The following is a 19,607-nucleotide window of genomic DNA, read 5'->3' as shown; positions in this document are numbered from 1 at the left end:
GAGGTGTTCTAAGGATGCCTAAGCGTATCGCCGCTCTGATGATTCTATCATCCCTCCTCCTCTTCGTCGGTTGCGCTGGCGAGAAGGTAGAGGAACAGAGATTGGTTGTCGGAATATCCCAGACGCTCCCCACGCTCGATCCGGCCATGCATAGGGATAGGACCGTCGAGTCGGTCCTCAGGAACATGTTCGACTGCCTCGTGGCGAGGGATTCGAAGATGAACCTCGTTCCCCAACTGGCCGAGTCATGGGAAAAAGTCGACGACCTGACATGGAGGTTTAAGCTCAGGAGAGGGGTGAAATTCCACAACGGCGATCCCTTCACCGCTGAGGACGTGAAGTTCTCCATCGAGCGTGTGATAAAGCCCAACATGATAGGGGGTAGATCATCGCCACGTAAGGGATTGATCGCGCCCGTAAGTGAGGCTGTGGTAGAGGACGATCATACCGTTCTCATAAAGACCTCCAAACCATGGCCGATCTTGCCGGTTATGCTCACCTTTATCGAGATCGTGCCTGAAAAATATATCAGGGAGAAAGGGGACGATTACTTCGCCGAGCATCCTGTTGGAACGGGCCCGTTCAGATTCGTCGAATGGGTGAAGGGGGAGAGGCTCGTGATGAGGAGGTTCAAGGGTTATTACGGCGGATCGCCGCAAAGACCCCCTGTAGGTCCGGCAAAATTGGATACCCTGATATTCAAACCCATACCTGAATCCGCGAGTAGAATAGCCGCTTTGAAGGCGGGAGAATGCCACATAATCCAGAATCTGCCTCCACATATGGTATCTCAGATCGAGTCCGATCCCGGAACGAAGGTCTTATCGTGCGAGGGAACCCGATCCTTCCTCCTCGGCATGAACTGCACAAGGTCGCCTTTTAACAGCCTTAAAGTGCGTCAGGCGGTGAGCCACGCCGTAAACGTCGATCTCATCATCAGCTCTATCCTCGAAGGTATGGCCGTCAGGCTCTCCGGACCGCTCGTCTCCGTCGCCTTCGGATATAACGACCGGCTGAAGCCATACCGGTATGACCCCGATCTGGCAAGGAGGCTTTTGGAGGAGGCGGGATATAGGGACGGATTCGAGGTGGAGCTTGATACCGACAGCGATCTCAAGGAGATAGCCGAGGCGATAGCATCGGATCTGGCGAAAATAGACATCAGAGCAAAGGTGAGGGTATGGGAATGGGGCGTGTTAAAACCCCAACTGCAAAAACATGAAAGGGATCTCTTCCTCTTCAGTTGGGGTAACGCCAGCCTCGATCCGGTCGGCATACTGATACCGGTGTTCAAAACGGGCGGAAGGGGTAACTATATGGGATACTCCAATCCGAAGGTGGATGAACTCCTCGGGAAAGCTGAAACGGGAATGGACATGGAGAGGAGAAGATCCTACTTCCGCGAGGTGCAAAAGCTGATATATGACGATCTGCCGGTCGTTCCCCTCTACAGCCCCAAGGAGATATACGGAGTTAGACGATCGGTCAAAAACTGGACCCCGACGCCGGACGGAAGGATGGATATGCACGATGTCTACCTGGAAGGACGATAAAACTCTGCTTGAGGTGAAAGATCTAAGGACCTGCTTCTTCATCGAGGAGGGGGTTGTAAAGGCGGTGGATGGTCTCTCCTTCATCCTCAACAGAGGCGAGACAATGGCGCTTGTAGGTGAAAGCGGATGCGGGAAAACCGCAACTGCCCTTTCCATAATGAGGCTCCTCCCCCCTCCGGGCAGAGTCGTTGGCGGTGAGATAAACTTCGACGGCCGAGACCTGCTGAAACTGAGCCCTAAGGAGATGAGAGGGATCAGGGGGAACGAGATAGCAATGATCTTTCAAGACCCCATGACCTCGTTGAACCCCGTCCTTACGATCGGCGATCAGATGGTGGAGATGATCAGACTGCACAAGGAGGTCTCGAAACATGAGGCCAGGGAGATGGCCTTGGAGATGCTAGCTAGGGTGAACATACCCGACCCGCACATAAGGCTCGGCGAATATCCATATCAGATGTCCGGCGGAATGCGACAGAGGGTTATGATAGCTATGGGCCTCTCCTGTGATCCCAAGCTCCTGATAGCTGATGAGCCCACAACCGCTCTCGACGTGACAACTCAGGCGCAGATACTGGATCTGATGTGTGAGCTGCAGGAGGAATACGGCATGTCGATCCTTTTCATCTCACATGACCTGGGTGTGGTGGCCGAGATAGCGGATCATGTCGGAGTGATGTATGCCTCGAAGATGGTGGAGTGCGCTCCCAAAGGCGATCTCTTCCGTGATCCAAAGCATCCATATACCATCGGCCTGCTTAAATCGCGGCCTAGGCTGGATTACCCCGGTGGTGAGAGGTTGTACACGATCCCCGGAATTGTGCCCGATCCCCTGGATTATCCGCCGGGATGTAAATTCCATCCCCGCTGCCCTTACGCGGCGGAGAGGTGTAAGGCAGACGAGCCTGAGCTCAAAGAGATTGAGGAAGGACATATGGTGGCATGCTGGAGATATCATGATGGATAGATCGCTGCTGGATGTCATCGGACTCAGAAAGTATTTCCCCTTAAGAAGAGGGCTTTTCTCCAGGGTGAAGGGATTCGTGAAAGCGGTGGACGGCGTTACCTTTACCGTCAGGGAGGGTGAGGTTGTGGGATTGGTCGGGGAAAGCGGCTGCGGCAAAACCACGCTCGGCAGAACTGTGCTCCGCCTGATAGAGCCGACCTCCGGTGATATCCTCTTCAAGGGGAAATCCATCCTTAAACTGAAAGGAAAAGAGATGCGTGGGATGAGAAGACACATGCAGATGATCTTCCAGGACCCCTACAGCTCATTAAACCCTCGGATGACCCTGGGAGATCTGGTGGAGGAGGGGTTAAAGATTCATGGCCTCATGTCGGGAGAGGAGAGAAACAAAAAGGTGAGGGATCTGCTCGATAGGGTCGGCATCCCCTCCTCATATATCGATAGATATCCGCACGAGCTGAGCGGAGGACAGAGACAGAGGATCGCCATAGCGAGGGCGATAGCCTTGAATCCAAGCTTCATCGTCTGCGATGAGCCGGTTTCGGCGCTGGACGTCTCGATACAGTCCCAGATACTCAATCTACTCATGGAACTCAAGGAGGAGATGAACCTATCCTACCTTTTCATCTCACATGACCTCTCCGTTGTCAAACACATGTCGGATAGGGTTATGGTGATGTATCTGGGAGAGATTGTGGAATCGGCAAGGGCGGACGAGCTCTATGCTGAGCCGAAACATCCCTACACCCTTGCGCTTATGAGCGCCATACCGATGCTGGAACCCAACACCGGAAGGAGGAGGATACTCCTTCAAGGAGACCCCCCATCCCCGGTGAATCCGCCTGAAGGATGCCGGTTCCACCCCAGATGCCCTGAAGCGATGGATATCTGTAAGACAGTCCCGCCGCCCGATGTGGAGATATCCCCCGGACATAGGGTTAGATGTCATCTGCATGTGGTCGCGGGCTGAGGGTGTCTCCCCTGAAGGGGGAAGTTGACTAACGGACACGGTTTTTGTAAACTTCCCTATCGGGAAGATCAAGTCGAAACGCTCATATTATCGCTGAGTGTAGTGGGATGCAAAAACAGGTTAAGGTTTAGGTTGAGGTTAAGATGGTCAAGGGTCGAGGGTCAAGAGTCGAGAGACAAAAAAGGACTCTAGACTCTCGTCTCTCGACCTTAACCTCAGCCTTAACCTCTGATCGTGAAAGGGATAGGACGTTGATTGCTACCTAACTACACTCAAGGGAAATAAGAGCGAGTCGAAAAGGGCGAGGCTGGTGATGGAAGATGAGAAATCCGACATTTGAGGAGCTCCAAAAGGATCTGGAACGGCTGCGTGAAAAATACGGCGGTACCGTTCACTTCGGCTTCTATCCCCCCGGAGCCGCCGAGACCGGTGAAAAGGAGAAACAGGAGGAGAAACCGATACAGCTGAACTTCAACTTCAAGCCTAAGGACATAAAGGAATATCTCGATAGATACGTCATCAAACAGGATGAGGCGAAAAAGGCGTTGGCGATCGCCATATGTGACCACTACAACCATATCATGGAGTGTGAACGCGATCCCAGTTTGAGGGACGAGGAGTATTCAAAGCAAAATATAATCATCATCGGGCCAACCGGTGTGGGCAAGACCTATATGGTCAGGCTCATAGCCAAGTTGATCGGCGTCCCCTTCGTCAAAGCCGATGCCACGAAGTTCAGCGAGACGGGATATGTAGGCGGTAACGTGGAGGATCTTGTTCGGGATCTGGTCATACAGGCCGACGGGAACATCAAACTGGCCCAATATGGGATCATCTATCTGGATGAGATAGATAAGATCGCAACGGCGCCCAACATCATAGGCCGTGACGTCAGCGGCAGAGGTGTGCAGATGAACCTGCTCAAGCTCATGGAGGAGACGGAGGTGGACCTTAACGCCTTCTATGACGTGGGATCGCAGCTCAGGGCGATCGCCGAATTCCAACGCAAGGGCAAAGTCGAAAGACGGGTGATCAACACCAAGCATATCCTTTTCATCGTCAGCGGCGCCTTCACAAACCTCAAGGAGATAATCAAGCGAAGGCTGAATAAAAGGAACATCGGTTTCGGGGCGGATATAAAGTCGAGGGATGAGGAGGATGACTATCGATACCTCAGACAGGTGACCTCCCAGGATTTCATAGAGTTCGGCTTCGAACCGGAGTTCATCGGAAGGCTTCCCGTCCACGTGGTGTGCGAGGGACTCAACGAGGAGGATCTGTATCAGATCCTTAAAACCTCCGAGGGTTCGATAATAAAACAATACCGGCGGTCCTTCAAGGCATACGGCATCGAGGCCATCTTCTCGGACGAAGCGCTCAGGGAGATAGCCAGAGAAGCATATAAGGAGGGAACGGGCGCGAGGGGATTGATGACCGTGTGTGAGAGGGTGATGAGGGATTTCAAGTTCGAGCTTCCGTCAACCGATATCAAAAAGTTCGTGGTGACCGATAAGGTCGTGCGCGATCCTCAAGGGGAACTCAGTAAGATCCTATCCGATCCGGAATACAACGAGGAGATGGTGGTAAGGGAACTCCTCAAGAGCTATTCGACGGAGTTCTTCGATAAATACGGCATCACGATCTCGTTTGACGATGAGGCCGTGAGGAGGATCGCTAAGATCTCATCCGAGAGGAAGGCCGATCCGAACGATGTGTGTAGGGATATCCTCAGAGATTACGAATACGGCTTGAACCTCATCAAAAAGAACTCCGGCAGGACTGAGTTCACCATAACGGGGGAGGTCATAGAAGATCCGGATGGGACGCTGGAGAGGTGGATAAAGGAGTCCTATTCACATCGGGCGGGCTGATCACCCGCTTTATCTTCCTCTCCAGCTTCTCACGTCTTATCTTTACCCTTCTGCCGCAACCGAGACATTCAATCCCCACGTCCAGACCCAGCTTCCATACACGCCATTTCCTGCTTCCACACGGGTGCTCCTTTTTCATATAGAGGATATCACCTATCCTAAGCTTAAACGTCCTCGATGGAAGAGGTGATCTCATACCATCACCGGCCCGTTAAACCTGCTCATAGCCCGTTCTACCCCATCGGTCAGCATGAAAAGGACGGCGTCCGCCGCCCTTTTGACCGCCGTCGTGAGGATCTCCGCCTCCTGGGAGGTGATCTCCCCCAGCACATAGTCTATGAGATCCATATCATCCGGCCTGCCGATTCCTATCCTCAACCTGGGGAAATCCCGAGTCCCAATCGACTCGATTACAGATCTTACGCCGTTATGACCGCCATCGCTTCCCTTCGCTCTGATCCTCAAAACTCCGGGATCAAGGTTGACGTCGTCGAATATGACCAGCATCTGTTGAGGGGAAAGGTCGTATCTGTCCATGAGGGCTTTAACCGCTCTGCCGCTGGCGTTCATGTAGGTCATCGGCTTAATGAGTAAAAGGGGCTTATCCGCGGCTTCAACCTTATAAACTAAAGCCTCATCCTGAAGGATAGGGGAAGGAGGATCGAGCCTGCCGACGAGCTCATCGATCACCCTAAAACCCAGATTATGTCTGGTCATGGCATATCTTTCACCCGGATTTCCCAATCCGACGACCATCCGGAGATCCATCACAACACCTCCTTCAGGAAGTCATCTATCGGTATGGGAAGCGATACGTCCAGATATCCCGTCAGCGTCTGAGCGTTATGCCCGTCCACCAATATCTGCACCTCTTTTATGTGAGGCAAATTCACCTTGATGGAGCTGAGGATCGCGGAGAGGAACTCGATCTCCGATTCAGGGGATCTTGGAATCTTGAGCATAGCAGCGGAGGGGAAATCCAGATATATTCTATTGGCTCTATCTATAAAGATGGCTCTTAGGGTAAGTTCAGGGGGGACGGGACTGATAAGCCCCTTCTTCGATCCGGCGGAGAGCTCTGAGATAATCGTTCTTGCCGTTTCGGCCGGATTTTGCTGAGCCGGAATCAGGCGCTCCTCCATCTCCAGGTTTCCCGTGGATGGCGAGAGGAAATATAGTCTCACCTTCACCTTCTTTCCTTCAGATGGCGGATTTTCAGGGGGGAGATCGGTCTGAGGTTGATATGTAAACTCAGATCGCTCAAGCCCTCTGGAGATCAGAAAGGCCATCACCGTTGAAAGGGCCGCCACCAGGACGAATATCGTTATTATCAGCCTATTGGCTTTCCCCTCTTCCCGACACATCGCCTTTCATCTCCGATATCACTTCGGCCACCACATCGCCGATGGAGTTAAGGAAATCTTCATCCGTCAGCAGAACTCTATCGGCATCGTTGGAGAGAAAACCCGGCTCCAGGATCAGAGCTGGCATGGTTAATTCGGAGAATCGATGTATCGGCAATCTATAAACCCTTCCGGCCAGCCCGATCCCCTCGAATCCACTCGCTATCTTGGTGGCCAGCTCATAGGCCGTCTGAAGCCTCTCAGCGCTAAGTGGAGGGCTGGCAGCCACGATCATCCCTTCTCGCCTCTCTCTCCAGATCCTATCGACCAGGATCCTATAACCTCGTTTTTGCCGTATCGCTGAACCGTCACAGTGGATGGAGAAGTAGAGATCGCAGTGAAGGGAGTTGGCGAAACGGATTCTCCTATCAAGGGATAACGGGATGTCCTTACCTCTGGTCAACCTGACCTCAACTCCCTTTCCCCTTAACTTTGAGGCGATCACCTCGGCGATCCTCAGGTTAACGTCCTTCTCACGGAGGTTTCCCATCACCAATCCCGAATCGGAACCCCCGTGTCCGGGGTCGATTACGACCGTGAACTTGCCTTCGGATGTTGTCGGAGGTGGTGTGGGGATAGAGGAGAGCAATCTGAGCACCATTCCTTTTGAGTCGAACTCCCCCTTGAGACCCAGGAGATCGGGCAAAACGGTCGAGACGAATTCAACGGGAAGGGCCGGTCTATCCGAGATAAGCTGAACGGGATAGGGTAGAGGTTTGCTCCACGCTCTATCGTCCACCAAGAAGGATCTCTCGCCGATATGGAGATCGACCCTGTGTTTGCCGACAAGGATCTGAAGTTTATGGGTTATCGGGATGTAACGCTGTTTGGCGTTAAAGGCCGAACACAGATCATCCGACAGCACATACCCTCTTCCGCCGATGCGGTAAAGTCGAAGGGATGCGATTTCCCCCCCTACCTCGTCCAGGACTCTGAGCGTATCAGAGCCCCCTGATATCTGGGCCGATAATAACAAAACCGCCGTTAAAATGGCGGTTTTGCTGTGAATCATCGGTGTTAGTCGTATCGATTGGAGCAACAGCTTCAGCTCTCCTCCTCTTCTTCTTTTTTCTCCCCGACGAGTTCCGGTTCTTCCTCTTCAGCTTCCTCTGCCGCCTCTTCGACCTCCTCGATCTCCTCTCGCACGACGGGAGCAGCGATCAGAACTATGACGGTATCCGGATCGTCCAGAACGGTTATGCCCTCTTTCAGCTTCAGATCACCAACTCTGAGGGAATCCCCTATCCTCATCTGTGATATATCTATGGCGATATGTTCGGGTATTTCTGTGGGCAGACATCTTATCTCAAGCTCTCGGAGCAGGAACTCGAGGATACCACCCTCCTTAACGCCGATCGATTCTCCGACGAGTTCAACGGGAACTCGTGTTGTGACCTCCTCGGTCAGGGAGACCCTATGGAAATCGACATGCAGGATATCATAGGTAACCGGATGTCGCTGGATCTCCTTGATCATAACGGTCTCTTCCCTGCCGTTGAGCTTCATCCTTATAAGCATGCTTTCGATGGATTCGTGGTGTAAAAGTCGTTTGAGCTCCTCGAGTTCGACCTGCACGGGTATGGGACCGAAGTTATGGCCGTAGACGACGCCAGGGATCAATCCCTGTCTCCTAAGAGCTCTAGCGGCGCCTTTTCCCAGTCCCTCTCTGGGTTGAACCTCTATCCTCTCCTGTAACATCTCTCTCCTCTACATGAATTATCTACGCTCATATTCCCCTTGAGTGTAGCGGTTATCCATGAGGAGGAACGAGGAGAAGAGAAATCCGTTGCACGTTCAACGTTTAACGTTGTAACGTTTTCCATCCTGGTTTCTCGTTCCTTCCTCTCAGATCTCTGCTACACTTAGCGATAATATAAGCGACTATCTGTAATGGCTGGGCGGGCAGGATTCGAACCTGCGAATGCGGGATCCAAAGTCCCGTGCCTTACCAGCTTGGCGACCGCCCAACCCGATTCAGGAAATCTTTACAACTCCCTCATTCACGGCGCACACGACGAAGCAAAAGGGAACCTCACCTCGCAGAAGTTCACACGCCGTCTCGGCCTCCTCCCTCGACCTGAAGATCCCGAAAACCGTGGAACCGCTTCCGCTCATCAGAGCTCCCAGCGCCCCCGATTCCTGAAGCCTCACCTTTAACCTGGCCACCTCGGGATATTCAGGGAAAACAACGGTCTCGAAGAGGTTATACAACAGCGAGGAGACCGATTCGGGGGAATTAATCCCTTTAAACCGCTGAATTAAAATATTAGCATTTCCTCTCGGTTTAGTCAACCGTAAGTTCCTGTATGCCCACCCTGTGGAGATATGGATCGCTGGGTTGAGCAATAGAAACCAGATCTCGCCGATGAAGGGGATCCTCGTCAGTTTGTCGCCGATTCCCTCTCCGAGGGCGGTGCCTCCCAGGATACAGAACGGCACATCGGCGCCTATCTCAGAACCGAGTTCCATCAAAGTTCCACGGGGAAGGTTGAGGTTGAAAAGCTCGTTCATTCCGACTAGGACTGCGGCTGCGTCCGCGCTCCCTCCCCCAAGCCCGGCGCCGATCGGGATCCGTTTGTGTATCTCAATCCTAACTCCGGCTTTAAGACCCGCCGTCTCTTTGAGCAACTTCGCCGCCCTGTATGCCAGGTTCATCTCGCCCGAGGGCAATCCCGGAACATCGCACTCCACCCATATACCTTCAGATCTCTCGATCACAAGCTCATCGGCAAGGCTTATGGATTGAAAGATCGTCAGTATGTCGTGATATCCGTCTTCCCGCTTCCTCAAAACATCCAGATAGAGATTCACCTTAGCATGTGCAGCAAACCTCATCGCACACTTCGAACCGTGACACCCGGAGGTATCTCAACTGAGAAGATGGAATCCGGTATGTCGGCATTCACCTGTGGATTTGACGCCGAGAAGATCACCTTCGTCCTTTCTCTCCTCCTCAAAACCTCAACCTTGAGAGGTCTAGGAAGGCCGTCGACAATGGAATAGGAGGAGAAGGAGACATCCTGGATCAGCTTCCCGCTCTTATCGTAGATGACCCATCTTGAAACCACGTATCCTCCTTTAAACTTTCTCACTCTGGTCTCCTCCAGAGTCTGATCGGAGTTATATCTGATGGCATATCCGCCATCGATGCGAGCGCCGACCCTCAGCTTTCCCCTGTTCTTTCCGAAAATGGGATTGGCCAATACGGCCCCACGCACGTCGGAGATCCGTATCCCGATCCCGAAGATCTCCTCCAGCAGTTTATCCGAGAGTTTATCGGATATCGCCTCCCTCTCCTGGGTGAGGAGCATCAGGAAATCGTCGCCGTTGGCGATGATCACCGCCCGAAGCTCATTTAACGCTCCGAGCAGATCAAGCCTGAACTTATCGGGATATTTATATCGCAGATATCCTCTTAGCTCCTGATGCGATCCGGGGGAATCCACTGAGAGGGTCAAAGTCGTCCTGAAACTTCCCATGAGCAGTGTGGTGGAGTTAAGGGATGAAATGATCTCATCCGCAAGGGAGGCATCGACGGGGCGAAGCTCCTCCAATCTCAGATTCGAGCTGCCACATCCGGACAGGATGGCGATGGAAAGGAGAATCACATATATCGACCTTCTCATATCTCGAATTATAACACCGCTCCTGTCAAAGGGTCAAGCCTCTTCGAACCCGACGTACGTTGACTGATCGATGTGATGATGATATTCTATTTACAAGTTTCTAAAACCTAATCCGAGGGCTGCTAGGATGGAAAGGAAAAGGATTTACGGTATTGTTCCCCCTATGGTGACACCGTTTGGGGAAGACGAGGAGATCGACGAAGAGGCATTCAAGGAAGAGGTTAGATATCTGATTAAGGTTGGTGTCCACGGCCTTGCCGTCGGCGGGAGCACAGGTGAAGGGCATACCCTCAGCACGGATGAGCTGAGAAGGTTGGTGGCCATAGCGGTCGAGGAGGCGAAGGGCAGGGTGCCGATCATCGCCGGGGTTATCGCCGATTCGACCAAAGAGGCCATAGAGCGATCTAGAGCAGTGGCGGACCTTGGGATTTTGGCCCTGCAGATCACACCGGTTCATTATCTCTTCAAACCCGACGACGACTCGATGCTTCGGCATTTCGCTTCCATAGCCGAGGCTGTGGGGGTTCCGATACTGATCTATAACGTCGTGCCATGGAGCTACTGCTCGTCACAGCTTCTGGTGAGAATAATTCGTGAGGTCGATCTGGTGGTGGGGGTCAAACAGAGCGCCAGCGATATGAAGGCGCTGGCCGATCTACTGCTGATGCTAGATGAGGGCGAGGCGACCGTGATGAGCGCCGTTGACGCGCTGTTATATCCGAGTTTCATCTTAGGGGCACACGGCGCGATAGCCGCCATACTGACGGCTGTGCCCCAGTGGTGTCTGGAACTGTGGGACGCCGTGCAGGAGGGAGATCACCCCAAGGCGCTTCAGATACATAAGAGGCTATTGCGGCTCTGGAACGCCATGAGCGGCGATAACCTCCCCGCATGTGTCAAATACGTCATGCAGCTTCAAAACAGATCGGGCGGAAGGCCCCGATCGCCGATGCCTCCCGCTTCACAGATTCAAAGGGAGGCGATCAGGATGGCTCTGGAGGCGTAAACCGTCGAAAGCGATGATCCGTTTCCAAGCCCACGGAGATGTGAAGCGAGGGGTGAGAGATGATCGAAGTCAACGGGATAAGCAAACGGTTCGGTCCCATTGTAGCCGTTGACGATGTTTCGTTCAACATAAGCAGGGGTGAGATATTGGGTTTCTTGGGGCCGAACGGAGCGGGGAAAACCACCACGATGAGGATCCTCACCGGATATATCTTCCCTGACACCGGCACCGCAAAGGTCGCCGGATACGATATCTTCGAATCACCCATCGAAGTCCGAAAACACATAGGATACCTCCCGGAGAACAACCCTCTCTACACCGACATGAGCGTGTGGGATTACCTCGAATTCATCGCCCAGGTGCGCGATATACCGAAGTCCGAGCGTAGGAAACGCATAGATGAGGTGATCCAGATCTGCGGGCTCGAGAGCGTGATCTACAGGGATATCGAGGAGCTATCCAAAGGGTATCGACAGAGGGTAGGACTTGCGCAGTGCATGATCCACGACCCGGATATACTGATACTCGACGAGCCGACCTCAGGCCTTGACCCGAACCAGATCGTCGGTATACGGGAGCTGATAAAGGAGCTCGGCAGAGAGAAGACGGTCATCATCAGCACCCATATTCTCCCCGAGGTCTCGGCCACCTGCAACAGGGTGATCATCATCAACCGAGGCAAGATCGTGGCCGATGGCTCGCCTGATGAGCTGTCGGATATGGCAAAGGGGAAGCTCTCCATCTTCGTGAGCCTCAAGGCTCAGAAGGAGGATGTCGAAGCTAAACTATCCGAACTGCCTTGGATCGAGAGCTTCATCGAGGCGTCGTCAACTGAAGAGGGAGCCCTAAGATATAAGATAACCCCGTCGGATGGCGATGGAAGAACTGAGGAGCTTTTCAAGCTCGCCGTTCAAAACGGATGGATTATAACCGAGCTTTACAGGGAGAAGGCCACCCTGGAGGACGTCTTCAGACAACTCACCACACGGGATGAGGTGGCAGCATGAGCAACGTTATGGCCGTTATAAGGAAGGAGCTCAAGGGATATTTCAACTCGCCGATAGCCTATATATTCATCATCGTTTTCCTGACGCTATCGAGCTGGCTTTTCTTCAGGGGATTCTTCCTGATAGGCCAGGCCGATATGCGCCCCTTCTTCTCGCTTATGCCCTGGATCTTTCTATTCTTTGTGCCCGCCGTATCGATGAGGTTGTGGGCTGAGGAAAGAAAATTGGGAACGGTCGAGATCCTCATGACTTTGCCTCTTAAGGATTGGGAAACTGTGTTAGGCAAGTTCCTGGCCGGATTGACCCTGATCGGTATCGCCCTGCTGCTTTCGATTTCAATTCCGATAACTGTGTCCTATCTGGGTAATCCCGACCCAGGGCCGATAGTAGGGGGATATGTTGGAACTCTGTTGCTGGGAGCGGCTTACCTCGCGATTGGACTGTTCGCCTCCACGCTGACCGAGAACCAGATAATCGCCTTCATCATAGGCGTTGTGTTCTGCTTTATCATGTTGATCGTCGGTGAGGAGATAGTGCTCTTTTCGGTTCCCAGCTTTCTAACCCCCATATTCAGATACATCGGTCTCGCCGTGCACTTCTCCAGCATCGGCAGAGGCGTTATCGATTCCAGGGATATCATCTACTATCTCTCGGTTATCTCCTTTTTTCTTTATCTAAGCGTCCACGTGGTGCAAAGCCGGAGGTGGAGGTGAGGTATGGCTTCGAAGAGAATAAGATACGGGGGCTATTCGACGGCCTTTGTGTTGGTGGTGTTATGCATAATAGCCGTCTTGAACTTCATCTCCTCCCGCCACTTCCTGCGCGCGGATCTGACGGAGACGAAGGATTTCACCGTGTCTGACTCCACAAAACAGATCCTGGGATCACTCGATGATGTGGTGGACGTGAAGGTGTATTTCTCCAAGAGACTCCCACCGCATCTCATCGGACTGCGCAGACAGGTTAAGGATATACTGGACGAATACAAGGCCTATTCACACGGCAAGTTAAAGGTCAGATTTATCGATCCCAAGGGCGATCCCAAGGAGGAGGAAAGAGCGAGATTTCTCGGCATCCCTCAAGTTCAACTTCAGGTGATCGAGAAGGATCAGGCTCAGGTGATGAACGCCTACCTCGGTATAGCCGTGCTGTATGGCGATAAAAAAGAGGTTATACCGGTGGTAAGGGGCACGGAAAATCTGGAGTATGATCTGACATCGGCCATATTGAAGGTCTCCAGCAACGAGGAGAAAACCGTGGCCTTCCTCTCAGGACATAATGAGAGGGATCCATATGACGAGGAGGCCAACGGCTGTAGTATCCTACGTCAGGAATTGGAGAAACAGTACAGGGTGAGAAAGGTGGACACGTCCAGGGGGGACAAGATCCCCGATGATGTGGATACGCTCATAGTGGCAGGACCGGAGAAGCTGTCCGAGAGGGATAAATACGAGATAGACCAATTCATCATGCGGGGCGGCAGAGTTATATTCCTGATCGATCCGATCAAGATGGAATACGGCCTTTACGCCCAGCCGCTTGAGACGGGATTGAATGACATGTTGGAGCATTATGGCGTGAAATTGGGAAAAAACCTGACCTTGGACAGGTTCAACGAGAACGCCTCCTTTAGATCCGGATTCGTGACCTATTCGCTGCCATATCCGTTCTGGGTGAAGGTGATAAAATCGGGATTGAATAAAAACCATGTCGTGACGAGTGAGCTTGAGGACATCGTTCTGCCGTGGACCAGCTCGCTTGAGCCCAAGGAGGGGAACCCGAGCGTTAAAGTCGAAGTCCTAGCAAGTTCCTCCAGGTATTCCTGGACGATCAGGAGCCCGTATAACCTGAGTCCCAATCAAAACTTCGCCTCCAGGATCAAGGAGAGGAAATCCTATCCCCTTGTGGTAGCGTTAAGCGGTAAGTTTAAAAGTTTCTACGCTGACAAGCCGATCCCAAAGGTCGAAGGCGAAAAGGAGACCGGCAAGAACAAGAAAAAAGAGGAGAAAAAGCGGGAGACGATAAAGGAATCACAGAAGGAAACGCAGATCCTGGTGGTGGGTAGCTCTCATTTCGCCGCCAACAGCTTCGTCTCCCAATTCCACGAGAACCTCGTCTTCTTGCTCAACGCCGTGGATTGGATGACGCTGGGCAACAAGCTCATCGGCATCCGATCTCACTCCGTCACCGATAGGCCCCTTAAGGAGCTCTCCCCGGAGGGCAGGAATGCCGTCAAATGGCTTTCCACCTTCGGCATGGCCGCCCTCGTGGCGGTGGGGGGAGTGCTCAGGTTCTGGTGGAGAAGAGCTCGCGTTAAAGCTGGAGGTGTGGCATGAGGAGAAACCTTTACGTGCTTTTGATCATCCTCGCCTTCCTCGTTATAATCGCCCTTGTAATGGAAAGGCCTTTCGGCAAGGGGGAGAAGAAAAAGGAGGAAGCCCTGTTCCCAAGGTTCGACAGAGCACAGGTGGAGAAGGTCGAGATAACGGAAAACGGCGAGACGGTCGAGCTGAAGAGGGAAGGGGACGAATGGATCGTCCCCACGGCGAAGGGATATCCGGCGGATGAAACAGCCGTCGATAAGATGTTCGACGAGATGGATGAGATGACCACGAAGGAGCTCATATCCGAAAATCCCGACAAACACCCGAAGTTCAAGGTGAACGAGGACGGGATAGAGGTGAAGATGCTGGGTAAAAACGATAAAACGCTGGCCCATTTCTTTGTGGGTAAGATGGGTCCGGATTTCATAAGCACATATGTTCGCAGGGCCGATTCGAAAAAGGTATATCTCATCCCTAGAACGCTCAGGCCCGTCTTCGGCAAGGGTAAAACGGGATGGTGCGATAAAGAGGTGCTTTCCTTCAACGTCGATGACGTCTCAGAGGTTGAGATCGAGGATTCAGGTAGTTCGATCTCCCTTAAAAAGACGGATAAAGGATGGGAGATGACCAAACCGGAGAAAGCTGAGGCGGATAAGGATGCTGTCGAGGGAATCCTCAGGACGCTTTCCAATTTCAAGGCCGACGATGTGGAGATAAAGAAGAGCGAGAGCGAATGCGGACTTGATGTCCCTTCATCCAAAGTGATGATCAAGCTGAAGGACGGAACGGAGAAGATCCTGCGCTTCGGTAAGGAGCAGAACAGCAGGAGATATCTTAAGGTCGATGGCAAGGACCAGATATTCGTGGTCTACAAATATAGGGTAAGTAAGATCTTCAAGAAACCGGAGGATCTAAAGGCGAAAAAAGAGGGTGAAGAAAATGAAAAAACAGGAGGAAAGAAAGGAAAGTAAATCGAAGTGGGATGAAAGGATAAGCCGTTTTAAGGGTTCGTCAGCTTACGAATACGTTCAGGTTATATTCGTGGCCTTCGCCGTGGTTTTCGGTTTCCTGAGACCCTTTATCATAGAGGCATATGAGATCCCCACCGGCTCGATGCGCGATACGCTTCTGGAAGGAGATAGAATACTGGTGTGTAAGTTCATATACGGGATCAAGATCCCGTTCACCGACTGGAGGGTCTTCGATTACCACAAACCACAGCGGGGCGACATCTTCGTCTTCATTCCCCCCCATGAGCCAAATCGGAATTTCGTCAAAAGGATCGTCGGCGTAGGGGGGGATGTGATCGAAACGCGCGGCAGACATCTCTATGTCAACGGCAAGCTTATCCACGACGAATCCTACACCAGACATGAGCCGAGGCCGCTGCCCGATTTCGGCCCATATCGGGTTCCAAAGGGGTATGTGTTCGCCATGGGGGATAACAGGGACCGAAGCAACGACAGCAGGTTTTGGGGGCCGGTCCCGCTTAATAACATCAAAGGAAAAGCCTTCATCATATATTGGTCTCAGGGCGGAAAGCTCTGGCAGTTAAATAAAATCAGGTGGAGGAGGATAGGGAAAATCCTCCACTCTCAGTTCTCGGTGGGTGAGGATCTAGCGCTTAAGCGAGATCCTGTAGGAATATGAATCGTTAGATATCTCGATGTTCAGCTTGTCCTCTCTCGCCAACCATCCAAGCCCCATCATCAGGAGCGTGGATGAGAGGGATAGATTTTTCCTGAGGGTTGAAAGCGTTACCGGAGCGGTCTGTTTATCGAGGAATCTCCAGATCTCGCCCGCGGCGTTTCCGATGGTTTCTATCATCTGATTCACCTCTGAGGTGGGATGGTATTTCTTCCTAGAGTGTATCATATCATCCCCCCTTTTCGTCAAGCTTCAAGACCACCCGATCCACCCTCTAGTTTGAATATGAAACAGATAAAATTGCGAGCGCTCTTATTTCCCTTGAGTGTAGTATCTATGGCTAATTGTCCGCCGTCCACCGTCCGCGGTCCGCAGCGGAATAACGGCGGACGGCGGACTGCCGACTGCGGACGGTAGCTTTAAAAATCTCCGCTACACTCAGCGATAATATGAGCGAGGCTATTTTGTAGGTCAGCTTCCAGTATTTCCGATATAATACCTCCAGGTTCTTCTTATCCTCTGACGAGGAGATCTTGATAAGTTGAGCGTTACGATCGAGCATATCCTTTATCCCTATCCTACCTTCGGTTATCCGGATCAGTAATTCATGGAGATTCCCAGCTCAAACGAGGTCTTGTGTATGGTCTCATATCCCTCGCCGTCCTCGCGCTGACGGAACCTATATTCGTGCACTAAAACCAGTTCTAAGGGCGGGAAGACCTCAAATCCTATCTTAAGCGTGAAGGCGGATTTTTCGTCCAGATCGAATGTATCTTTGAAGTTTTCTATCCCAAGCTTGGTATACCTGCCTCGAATGGAAACCCTCTCTATAAGCCCTGTTTCGATGATCTCGGCCTGTACCTTTGGGATGTCTCCGACGTAATCCTCGAAGCTCGCCCATGTGAATACCTTCCGAGGTAGACCCCAGGCAAACAGGGAGTAGATCCCTTTCTTACCCTCCTCCTGGAGGATCAACTCGACGCCATCCGTCGTCTTGATCCGTTCGTAAAGATAGTTAAACGGTGTGGGGGTGAAATCTTCACCGAACATTCTGTATTCCACCTTCAGCCTTGCTCCCATGGGCAGTTCAAATCCCAATCCCGTCGCGTTTCCCCTACCGTGCCCGTTTATAAAGGCGGCTTCATCGTAAAGCGTCACCTCGGTCAGTTCGTTTCTCAAAAGGGGCAGGCTTACGTCGAATCCGTAAACCGTAAAAGGCTCCTCATCCTCCCTGTTGGGGTTCGGGTCCACATCCGTGATGTATGTCCCGCCTATGGTTAATCTATCGATGAGAGGTAGATCCATACCAACAAGCGGCCTGACGTAGGCCCTTCCGCCGAAAAGTGAGGGTTCGGAGACGTTATTCAACACCGTTTCCACACCGGCGATCTTTGAGTTCAGATCTAACCTCAGTCCTCGTCTATCGTAATTGGAATATCCGCCCATTATCAGTCCGTGGCCGATGAAGACGTTATCCAGAGCGCCGTAGACGAAATAGATCCTCTCACGCCTGTATCCATATCTGAGATATCTCACCATCCTCAGGTAATCGCCCGGATCGTCCCATTTCTCGCCGTCCTCCCCCCTTATGCCCTCGTCGGGATTGTAGAGGAGGACGACGTCGAAGCCGATGCCTATCTTATCCAGGTTGAGCTCGGGCTGAAGCTGAAATCTGTAGAATGGTTTCAGCTCGCCGTTTTCATCCTTGATCATAGTTAGCCCTGTTAACCCCGAGATTCTCCCCTTCGGGTATGATATGAACTCATCAGGGATGAGCTGAGCCCAGCTTATCCCCACCAATATGACAAGTGATAAGAGACATACAAAAAGCCTTGATATCCTCCCCATGATTTCCTCCTTATTACTCCTTCTCCTCCCCCGTCCGCAGGTACCTCCAATAGATCGCTATCCTATCCCGTTTCCATATCAGAACTGGAATGGAGTACCCGACCAGAAGGGCGAGGATGGAGTATCTGAGTTTGAGGTTGGAGATATTGAAGATAAGGATAAGCGGCACAGCGGCCAGCGTCACGCCGTAGATCATCGTCCTGAGCCCAGCCGCCATCCCCAGGTATCTGTTGGTGAACCTCAGCGGCAGAAACCACGTGATCAGACAGTAAGACAATCCGAGTATGAAGAGCCAGAGAGGCAGCAATCCCGTACGAACGAACCCCAGCCATACCATTCCCATCATGAACCCATCTGCCACGTGCTCGAAAGCTGCCCCGAACCTTGTCTTGGCGTTGAGCCTGCGCGCCATCGTTCCGTCTATCCAATCGGCCGTCTCACCTATAACGAGTAAAATCAGCGCTAGGAAAAACCTTCCATTCGTTATACCGTTGTATATCGCCACGGCGATCGGTATCCTAGAAGCAGTTACCAGATTAACCGTTATTTTGGCTGCGCTACCTCCTCCTTTTTTCCCCCTCACTCCTTCACACCTGAGGTGCGGCCGCACCTTAATAATGCATGCAAGCTAAAGGTTACGGCTACGGAATTGAAAAGCGACAAAATCATACCATTTGTCCCCCACGGTGTCAATAAGCGATATATCCTCACTATCTCAGCAGGTAATCCGTCCCAGGATGGCCCATGTGCTTGATCGTCTCCCCCCTCACCATAAAAACGACATCCTCCGCAATGTTGGTTGCTAGATCTGCCACCCTCTCCAGATCCCTAGCAATTAATATCAGGTTCAACCCCCTCTCTATCGTCGAGGGATCGCTTATCATGTAGGTTATAAGCTCCCTCGTTATCTGATCCCTCAGGTTATCGACTGTATCATCTCTGGAGCAGACATCCACGGCAAGTTTGGGATCCCTGTTTGTGAAGGAGTTGAGGCTATCCCTGAGCATGCCGGCCGATTCCTGAGCCATTCTCGGGATATCTATAAGCGGTTTGACGGGCGGTTTTGATATGAGGAAGATCGCCCTTTCGGCTATGTTCACCGCGTGATCTCCCACCCTCTCAAGGTCGTTGTTGATCTTCATCACCATCGTGACCGTCCTTAGGTCGGATGCCTTAGGCTGATACAGGGCCAGTGCGTTGATACACATCTCGTCTATCTCTATCTCGAGCTCGTTCACCTTCGGCTCCTGCTTCTCCACGACGCTGCGAGCCAGATCCTCATCCCTTTCGACGAGTGCCCTGATGCTCTCCCCGATCATCCTCTCGACGATTGATCCCATGAAAAGAAGCTTCTCCTTGAGCTGAGACACCTTCACCTCAAGCAT

General features: G+C 52.2%; 21 protein-coding genes and 1 tRNA gene. 10 read left to right on the top strand and 12 right to left on the bottom strand.

The window, feature by feature from the left end:
• Window positions 1-14 precede the first annotated feature (14 nt).
• The 4 genes from J7M22_18480 to clpX all read left to right on the top strand — a co-directional run bounded on the left by J7M22_18480 (window position 15) and on the right by clpX (window position 5,361).
• Window positions 15-1,553, top strand: a complete 1,539-nt coding sequence (locus J7M22_18480) for an ABC transporter substrate-binding protein (protein ID MCD6508593.1) — start codon at window positions 15-17, stop codon at window positions 1,551-1,553.
• A complete protein-coding gene (locus tag J7M22_18475) occupies window positions 1,531-2,520 on the top strand; it encodes an ABC transporter ATP-binding protein (protein MCD6508592.1) in 990 nt (329 codons plus the stop codon). Before J7M22_18480 ends, J7M22_18475 begins: the two co-directional genes overlap by 23 nt.
• A complete protein-coding gene (locus J7M22_18470; protein MCD6508591.1) occupies window positions 2,513-3,490 on the top strand; it encodes a dipeptide ABC transporter ATP-binding protein in 978 nt (325 codons plus the stop codon). Before J7M22_18475 ends, J7M22_18470 begins: the two co-directional genes overlap by 8 nt.
• 320 nt (window positions 3,491-3,810) lie before the next feature.
• The gene (gene clpX / locus J7M22_18465; protein MCD6508590.1) at window positions 3,811-5,361 is read left to right on the top strand and encodes an ATP-dependent Clp protease ATP-binding subunit ClpX; all 1,551 of its coding nucleotides are present in this window, start codon (window positions 3,811-3,813) and stop codon (window positions 5,359-5,361) included.
• On the opposite strand, the gene J7M22_18460 is transcribed toward clpX, so the two are convergent.
• The 8 genes from J7M22_18460 to J7M22_18425 all read right to left on the bottom strand — a co-directional run bounded on the left by J7M22_18460 (window position 5,294) and on the right by J7M22_18425 (window position 10,390).
• Complete coding sequence (locus J7M22_18460; GenBank protein MCD6508589.1) at window positions 5,294-5,557, bottom strand: DUF951 domain-containing protein; 264 nt, start codon at window positions 5,555-5,557, stop codon at window positions 5,294-5,296. The genes clpX and J7M22_18460 overlap by 68 nt on opposite strands.
• Window positions 5,554-6,129: an aminoacyl-tRNA hydrolase gene (locus J7M22_18455; protein ID MCD6508588.1), complete on the bottom strand. Its 576-nt coding sequence runs from the start codon at window positions 6,127-6,129 to the stop codon at window positions 5,554-5,556. Before J7M22_18455 ends, J7M22_18460 begins: the two co-directional genes overlap by 4 nt.
• Window positions 6,129-6,725 (bottom strand): GerMN domain-containing protein, encoded by a 597-nt coding sequence (locus tag J7M22_18450; GenBank protein ID MCD6508587.1) that lies wholly within the window; start codon window positions 6,723-6,725, stop codon window positions 6,129-6,131. Before J7M22_18450 ends, J7M22_18455 begins: the two co-directional genes overlap by 1 nt.
• Complete coding sequence (locus J7M22_18445) at window positions 6,697-7,803, bottom strand: N-acetylmuramoyl-L-alanine amidase (GenBank protein ID MCD6508586.1); 1,107 nt, start codon at window positions 7,801-7,803, stop codon at window positions 6,697-6,699. Before J7M22_18445 ends, J7M22_18450 begins: the two co-directional genes overlap by 29 nt.
• Before the next feature lie 5 nt (window positions 7,804-7,808).
• Window positions 7,809-8,462, bottom strand: coding sequence for a 50S ribosomal protein L25/general stress protein Ctc (locus tag J7M22_18440; GenBank protein MCD6508585.1), 654 nt, complete (start codon window positions 8,460-8,462; stop codon window positions 7,809-7,811).
• Window positions 8,463-8,655: 193 nt separating this feature from the next.
• Window positions 8,656-8,731, bottom strand: a tRNA-Gln gene (locus J7M22_18435).
• Window positions 8,732-8,738: 7 nt separating this feature from the next.
• Window positions 8,739-9,599: a 4-(cytidine 5'-diphospho)-2-C-methyl-D-erythritol kinase gene (locus J7M22_18430; GenBank protein MCD6508584.1), complete on the bottom strand. Its 861-nt coding sequence runs from the start codon at window positions 9,597-9,599 to the stop codon at window positions 8,739-8,741.
• Window positions 9,596-10,390 carry a hypothetical protein gene (locus J7M22_18425; GenBank protein MCD6508583.1) on the bottom strand — a complete coding sequence of 265 codons (795 nt, stop codon included), beginning with the start codon at window positions 10,388-10,390 and terminating at the stop codon, window positions 9,596-9,598. The genes J7M22_18430 and J7M22_18425 overlap by 4 nt, the downstream gene beginning before the upstream one ends.
• Before the next feature lie 127 nt (window positions 10,391-10,517).
• On the opposite strand from J7M22_18425, the gene J7M22_18420 reads away from it, so the two are divergent.
• From J7M22_18420 to lepB, 6 genes are read left to right on the top strand one after another with little or no spacing between them, the layout of a single operon-like run.
• Window positions 10,518-11,396: a dihydrodipicolinate synthase family protein gene (locus J7M22_18420; protein ID MCD6508582.1), complete on the top strand. Its 879-nt coding sequence runs from the start codon at window positions 10,518-10,520 to the stop codon at window positions 11,394-11,396.
• Window positions 11,397-11,455: 59 nt separating this feature from the next.
• Window positions 11,456-12,403 (top strand): ATP-binding cassette domain-containing protein, encoded by a 948-nt coding sequence (locus tag J7M22_18415; protein ID MCD6508581.1) that lies wholly within the window; start codon window positions 11,456-11,458, stop codon window positions 12,401-12,403.
• Complete coding sequence (locus tag J7M22_18410) at window positions 12,400-13,116, top strand: ABC transporter permease (protein MCD6508580.1); 717 nt, start codon at window positions 12,400-12,402, stop codon at window positions 13,114-13,116. The genes J7M22_18415 and J7M22_18410 overlap by 4 nt, the downstream gene beginning before the upstream one ends.
• Before the next feature lie 3 nt (window positions 13,117-13,119).
• Complete coding sequence (locus J7M22_18405) at window positions 13,120-14,739, top strand: GldG family protein (GenBank protein MCD6508579.1); 1,620 nt, start codon at window positions 13,120-13,122, stop codon at window positions 14,737-14,739.
• Complete coding sequence (locus J7M22_18400) at window positions 14,736-15,698, top strand: DUF4340 domain-containing protein (GenBank protein ID MCD6508578.1); 963 nt, start codon at window positions 14,736-14,738, stop codon at window positions 15,696-15,698. The genes J7M22_18405 and J7M22_18400 overlap by 4 nt, the downstream gene beginning before the upstream one ends.
• Entirely contained in the window at window positions 15,667-16,377 is a 711-nt protein-coding gene (lepB, locus tag J7M22_18395) for a signal peptidase I (GenBank protein ID MCD6508577.1), read from the top strand. Before J7M22_18400 ends, lepB begins: the two co-directional genes overlap by 32 nt.
• Here the strand turns inward: lepB and J7M22_18390 are convergent.
• The 4 genes from J7M22_18390 to phoU all read right to left on the bottom strand — a co-directional run bounded on the left by J7M22_18390 (window position 16,345) and on the right by phoU (window position 19,607).
• Window positions 16,345-16,602, bottom strand: a complete 258-nt coding sequence (locus J7M22_18390; GenBank protein ID MCD6508576.1) for a winged helix-turn-helix domain-containing protein — start codon at window positions 16,600-16,602, stop codon at window positions 16,345-16,347. The two genes, lepB and J7M22_18390, sit on opposite strands and share 33 nt — an antisense overlap.
• Before the next feature lie 369 nt (window positions 16,603-16,971).
• Window positions 16,972-18,222, bottom strand: a complete 1,251-nt coding sequence (locus J7M22_18385) for a hypothetical protein (protein ID MCD6508575.1) — start codon at window positions 18,220-18,222, stop codon at window positions 16,972-16,974.
• 13 nt (window positions 18,223-18,235) lie between these two features.
• On the bottom strand, window positions 18,236-18,805 hold the full coding sequence (locus tag J7M22_18380; GenBank protein MCD6508574.1) for a CDP-alcohol phosphatidyltransferase family protein: 570 nt from the start codon (window positions 18,803-18,805) through the stop codon (window positions 18,236-18,238).
• A 127-nt stretch (window positions 18,806-18,932) separates the two neighbouring features.
• Window positions 18,933-19,607: a phosphate signaling complex protein PhoU gene (phoU, locus tag J7M22_18375; protein ID MCD6508573.1), complete on the bottom strand. Its 675-nt coding sequence runs from the start codon at window positions 19,605-19,607 to the stop codon at window positions 18,933-18,935.

The organism is Candidatus Poribacteria bacterium (assembly GCA_021162805.1).
GTDB lineage: Bacteria > Poribacteria > WGA-4E > B28-G17 > B28-G17 > JAGGXZ01.
This window is presented reverse-complemented; position numbering and strand designations above follow the sequence as displayed.

Excerpts from the sequence above, each read along its gene's own strand:
- J7M22_18480 (MCD6508593.1), top strand. The coding sequence starts at position 15 with ATGCCTAAGCGTATCGCCGCTCTGATGATTCTATCATCCCTCCTCCTC.
- J7M22_18475 (MCD6508592.1), top strand. The coding sequence starts at position 1,531 with ATGTCTACCTGGAAGGACGATAAAACTCTGCTTGAGGTGAAAGATCTA.
- J7M22_18470 (MCD6508591.1), top strand. The coding sequence starts at position 2,513 with ATGGATAGATCGCTGCTGGATGTCATCGGACTCAGAAAGTATTTCCCC.
- clpX (MCD6508590.1), top strand. The coding sequence starts at position 3,811 with ATGAGAAATCCGACATTTGAGGAGCTCCAAAAGGATCTGGAACGGCTG.
- J7M22_18460 (MCD6508589.1), bottom strand. The coding sequence starts at position 5,557 with ATGAGATCACCTCTTCCATCGAGGACGTTTAAGCTTAGGATAGGTGAT.
- J7M22_18455 (MCD6508588.1), bottom strand. The coding sequence starts at position 6,129 with ATGGATCTCCGGATGGTCGTCGGATTGGGAAATCCGGGTGAAAGATAT.
- J7M22_18450 (MCD6508587.1), bottom strand. The coding sequence starts at position 6,725 with ATGTGTCGGGAAGAGGGGAAAGCCAATAGGCTGATAATAACGATATTC.
- J7M22_18440 (MCD6508585.1), bottom strand. The coding sequence starts at position 8,462 with ATGTTACAGGAGAGGATAGAGGTTCAACCCAGAGAGGGACTGGGAAAA.
- J7M22_18430 (MCD6508584.1), bottom strand. The coding sequence starts at position 9,599 with ATGAGGTTTGCTGCACATGCTAAGGTGAATCTCTATCTGGATGTTTTG.
- J7M22_18425 (MCD6508583.1), bottom strand. The coding sequence starts at position 10,390 with ATGAGAAGGTCGATATATGTGATTCTCCTTTCCATCGCCATCCTGTCC.
- J7M22_18420 (MCD6508582.1), top strand. The coding sequence starts at position 10,518 with ATGGAAAGGAAAAGGATTTACGGTATTGTTCCCCCTATGGTGACACCG.
- J7M22_18415 (MCD6508581.1), top strand. The coding sequence starts at position 11,456 with ATGATCGAAGTCAACGGGATAAGCAAACGGTTCGGTCCCATTGTAGCC.
- J7M22_18410 (MCD6508580.1), top strand. The coding sequence starts at position 12,400 with ATGAGCAACGTTATGGCCGTTATAAGGAAGGAGCTCAAGGGATATTTC.
- J7M22_18405 (MCD6508579.1), top strand. The coding sequence starts at position 13,120 with ATGGCTTCGAAGAGAATAAGATACGGGGGCTATTCGACGGCCTTTGTG.
- J7M22_18400 (MCD6508578.1), top strand. The coding sequence starts at position 14,736 with ATGAGGAGAAACCTTTACGTGCTTTTGATCATCCTCGCCTTCCTCGTT.
- lepB (MCD6508577.1), top strand. The coding sequence starts at position 15,667 with ATGAAAAAACAGGAGGAAAGAAAGGAAAGTAAATCGAAGTGGGATGAA.
- J7M22_18390 (MCD6508576.1), bottom strand. The coding sequence starts at position 16,602 with ATGATACACTCTAGGAAGAAATACCATCCCACCTCAGAGGTGAATCAG.
- J7M22_18385 (MCD6508575.1), bottom strand. The coding sequence starts at position 18,222 with ATGGGGAGGATATCAAGGCTTTTTGTATGTCTCTTATCACTTGTCATA.
- phoU (MCD6508573.1), bottom strand. The coding sequence starts at position 19,607 with ATGCTTGAGGTGAAGGTGTCTCAGCTCAAGGAGAAGCTTCTTTTCATG.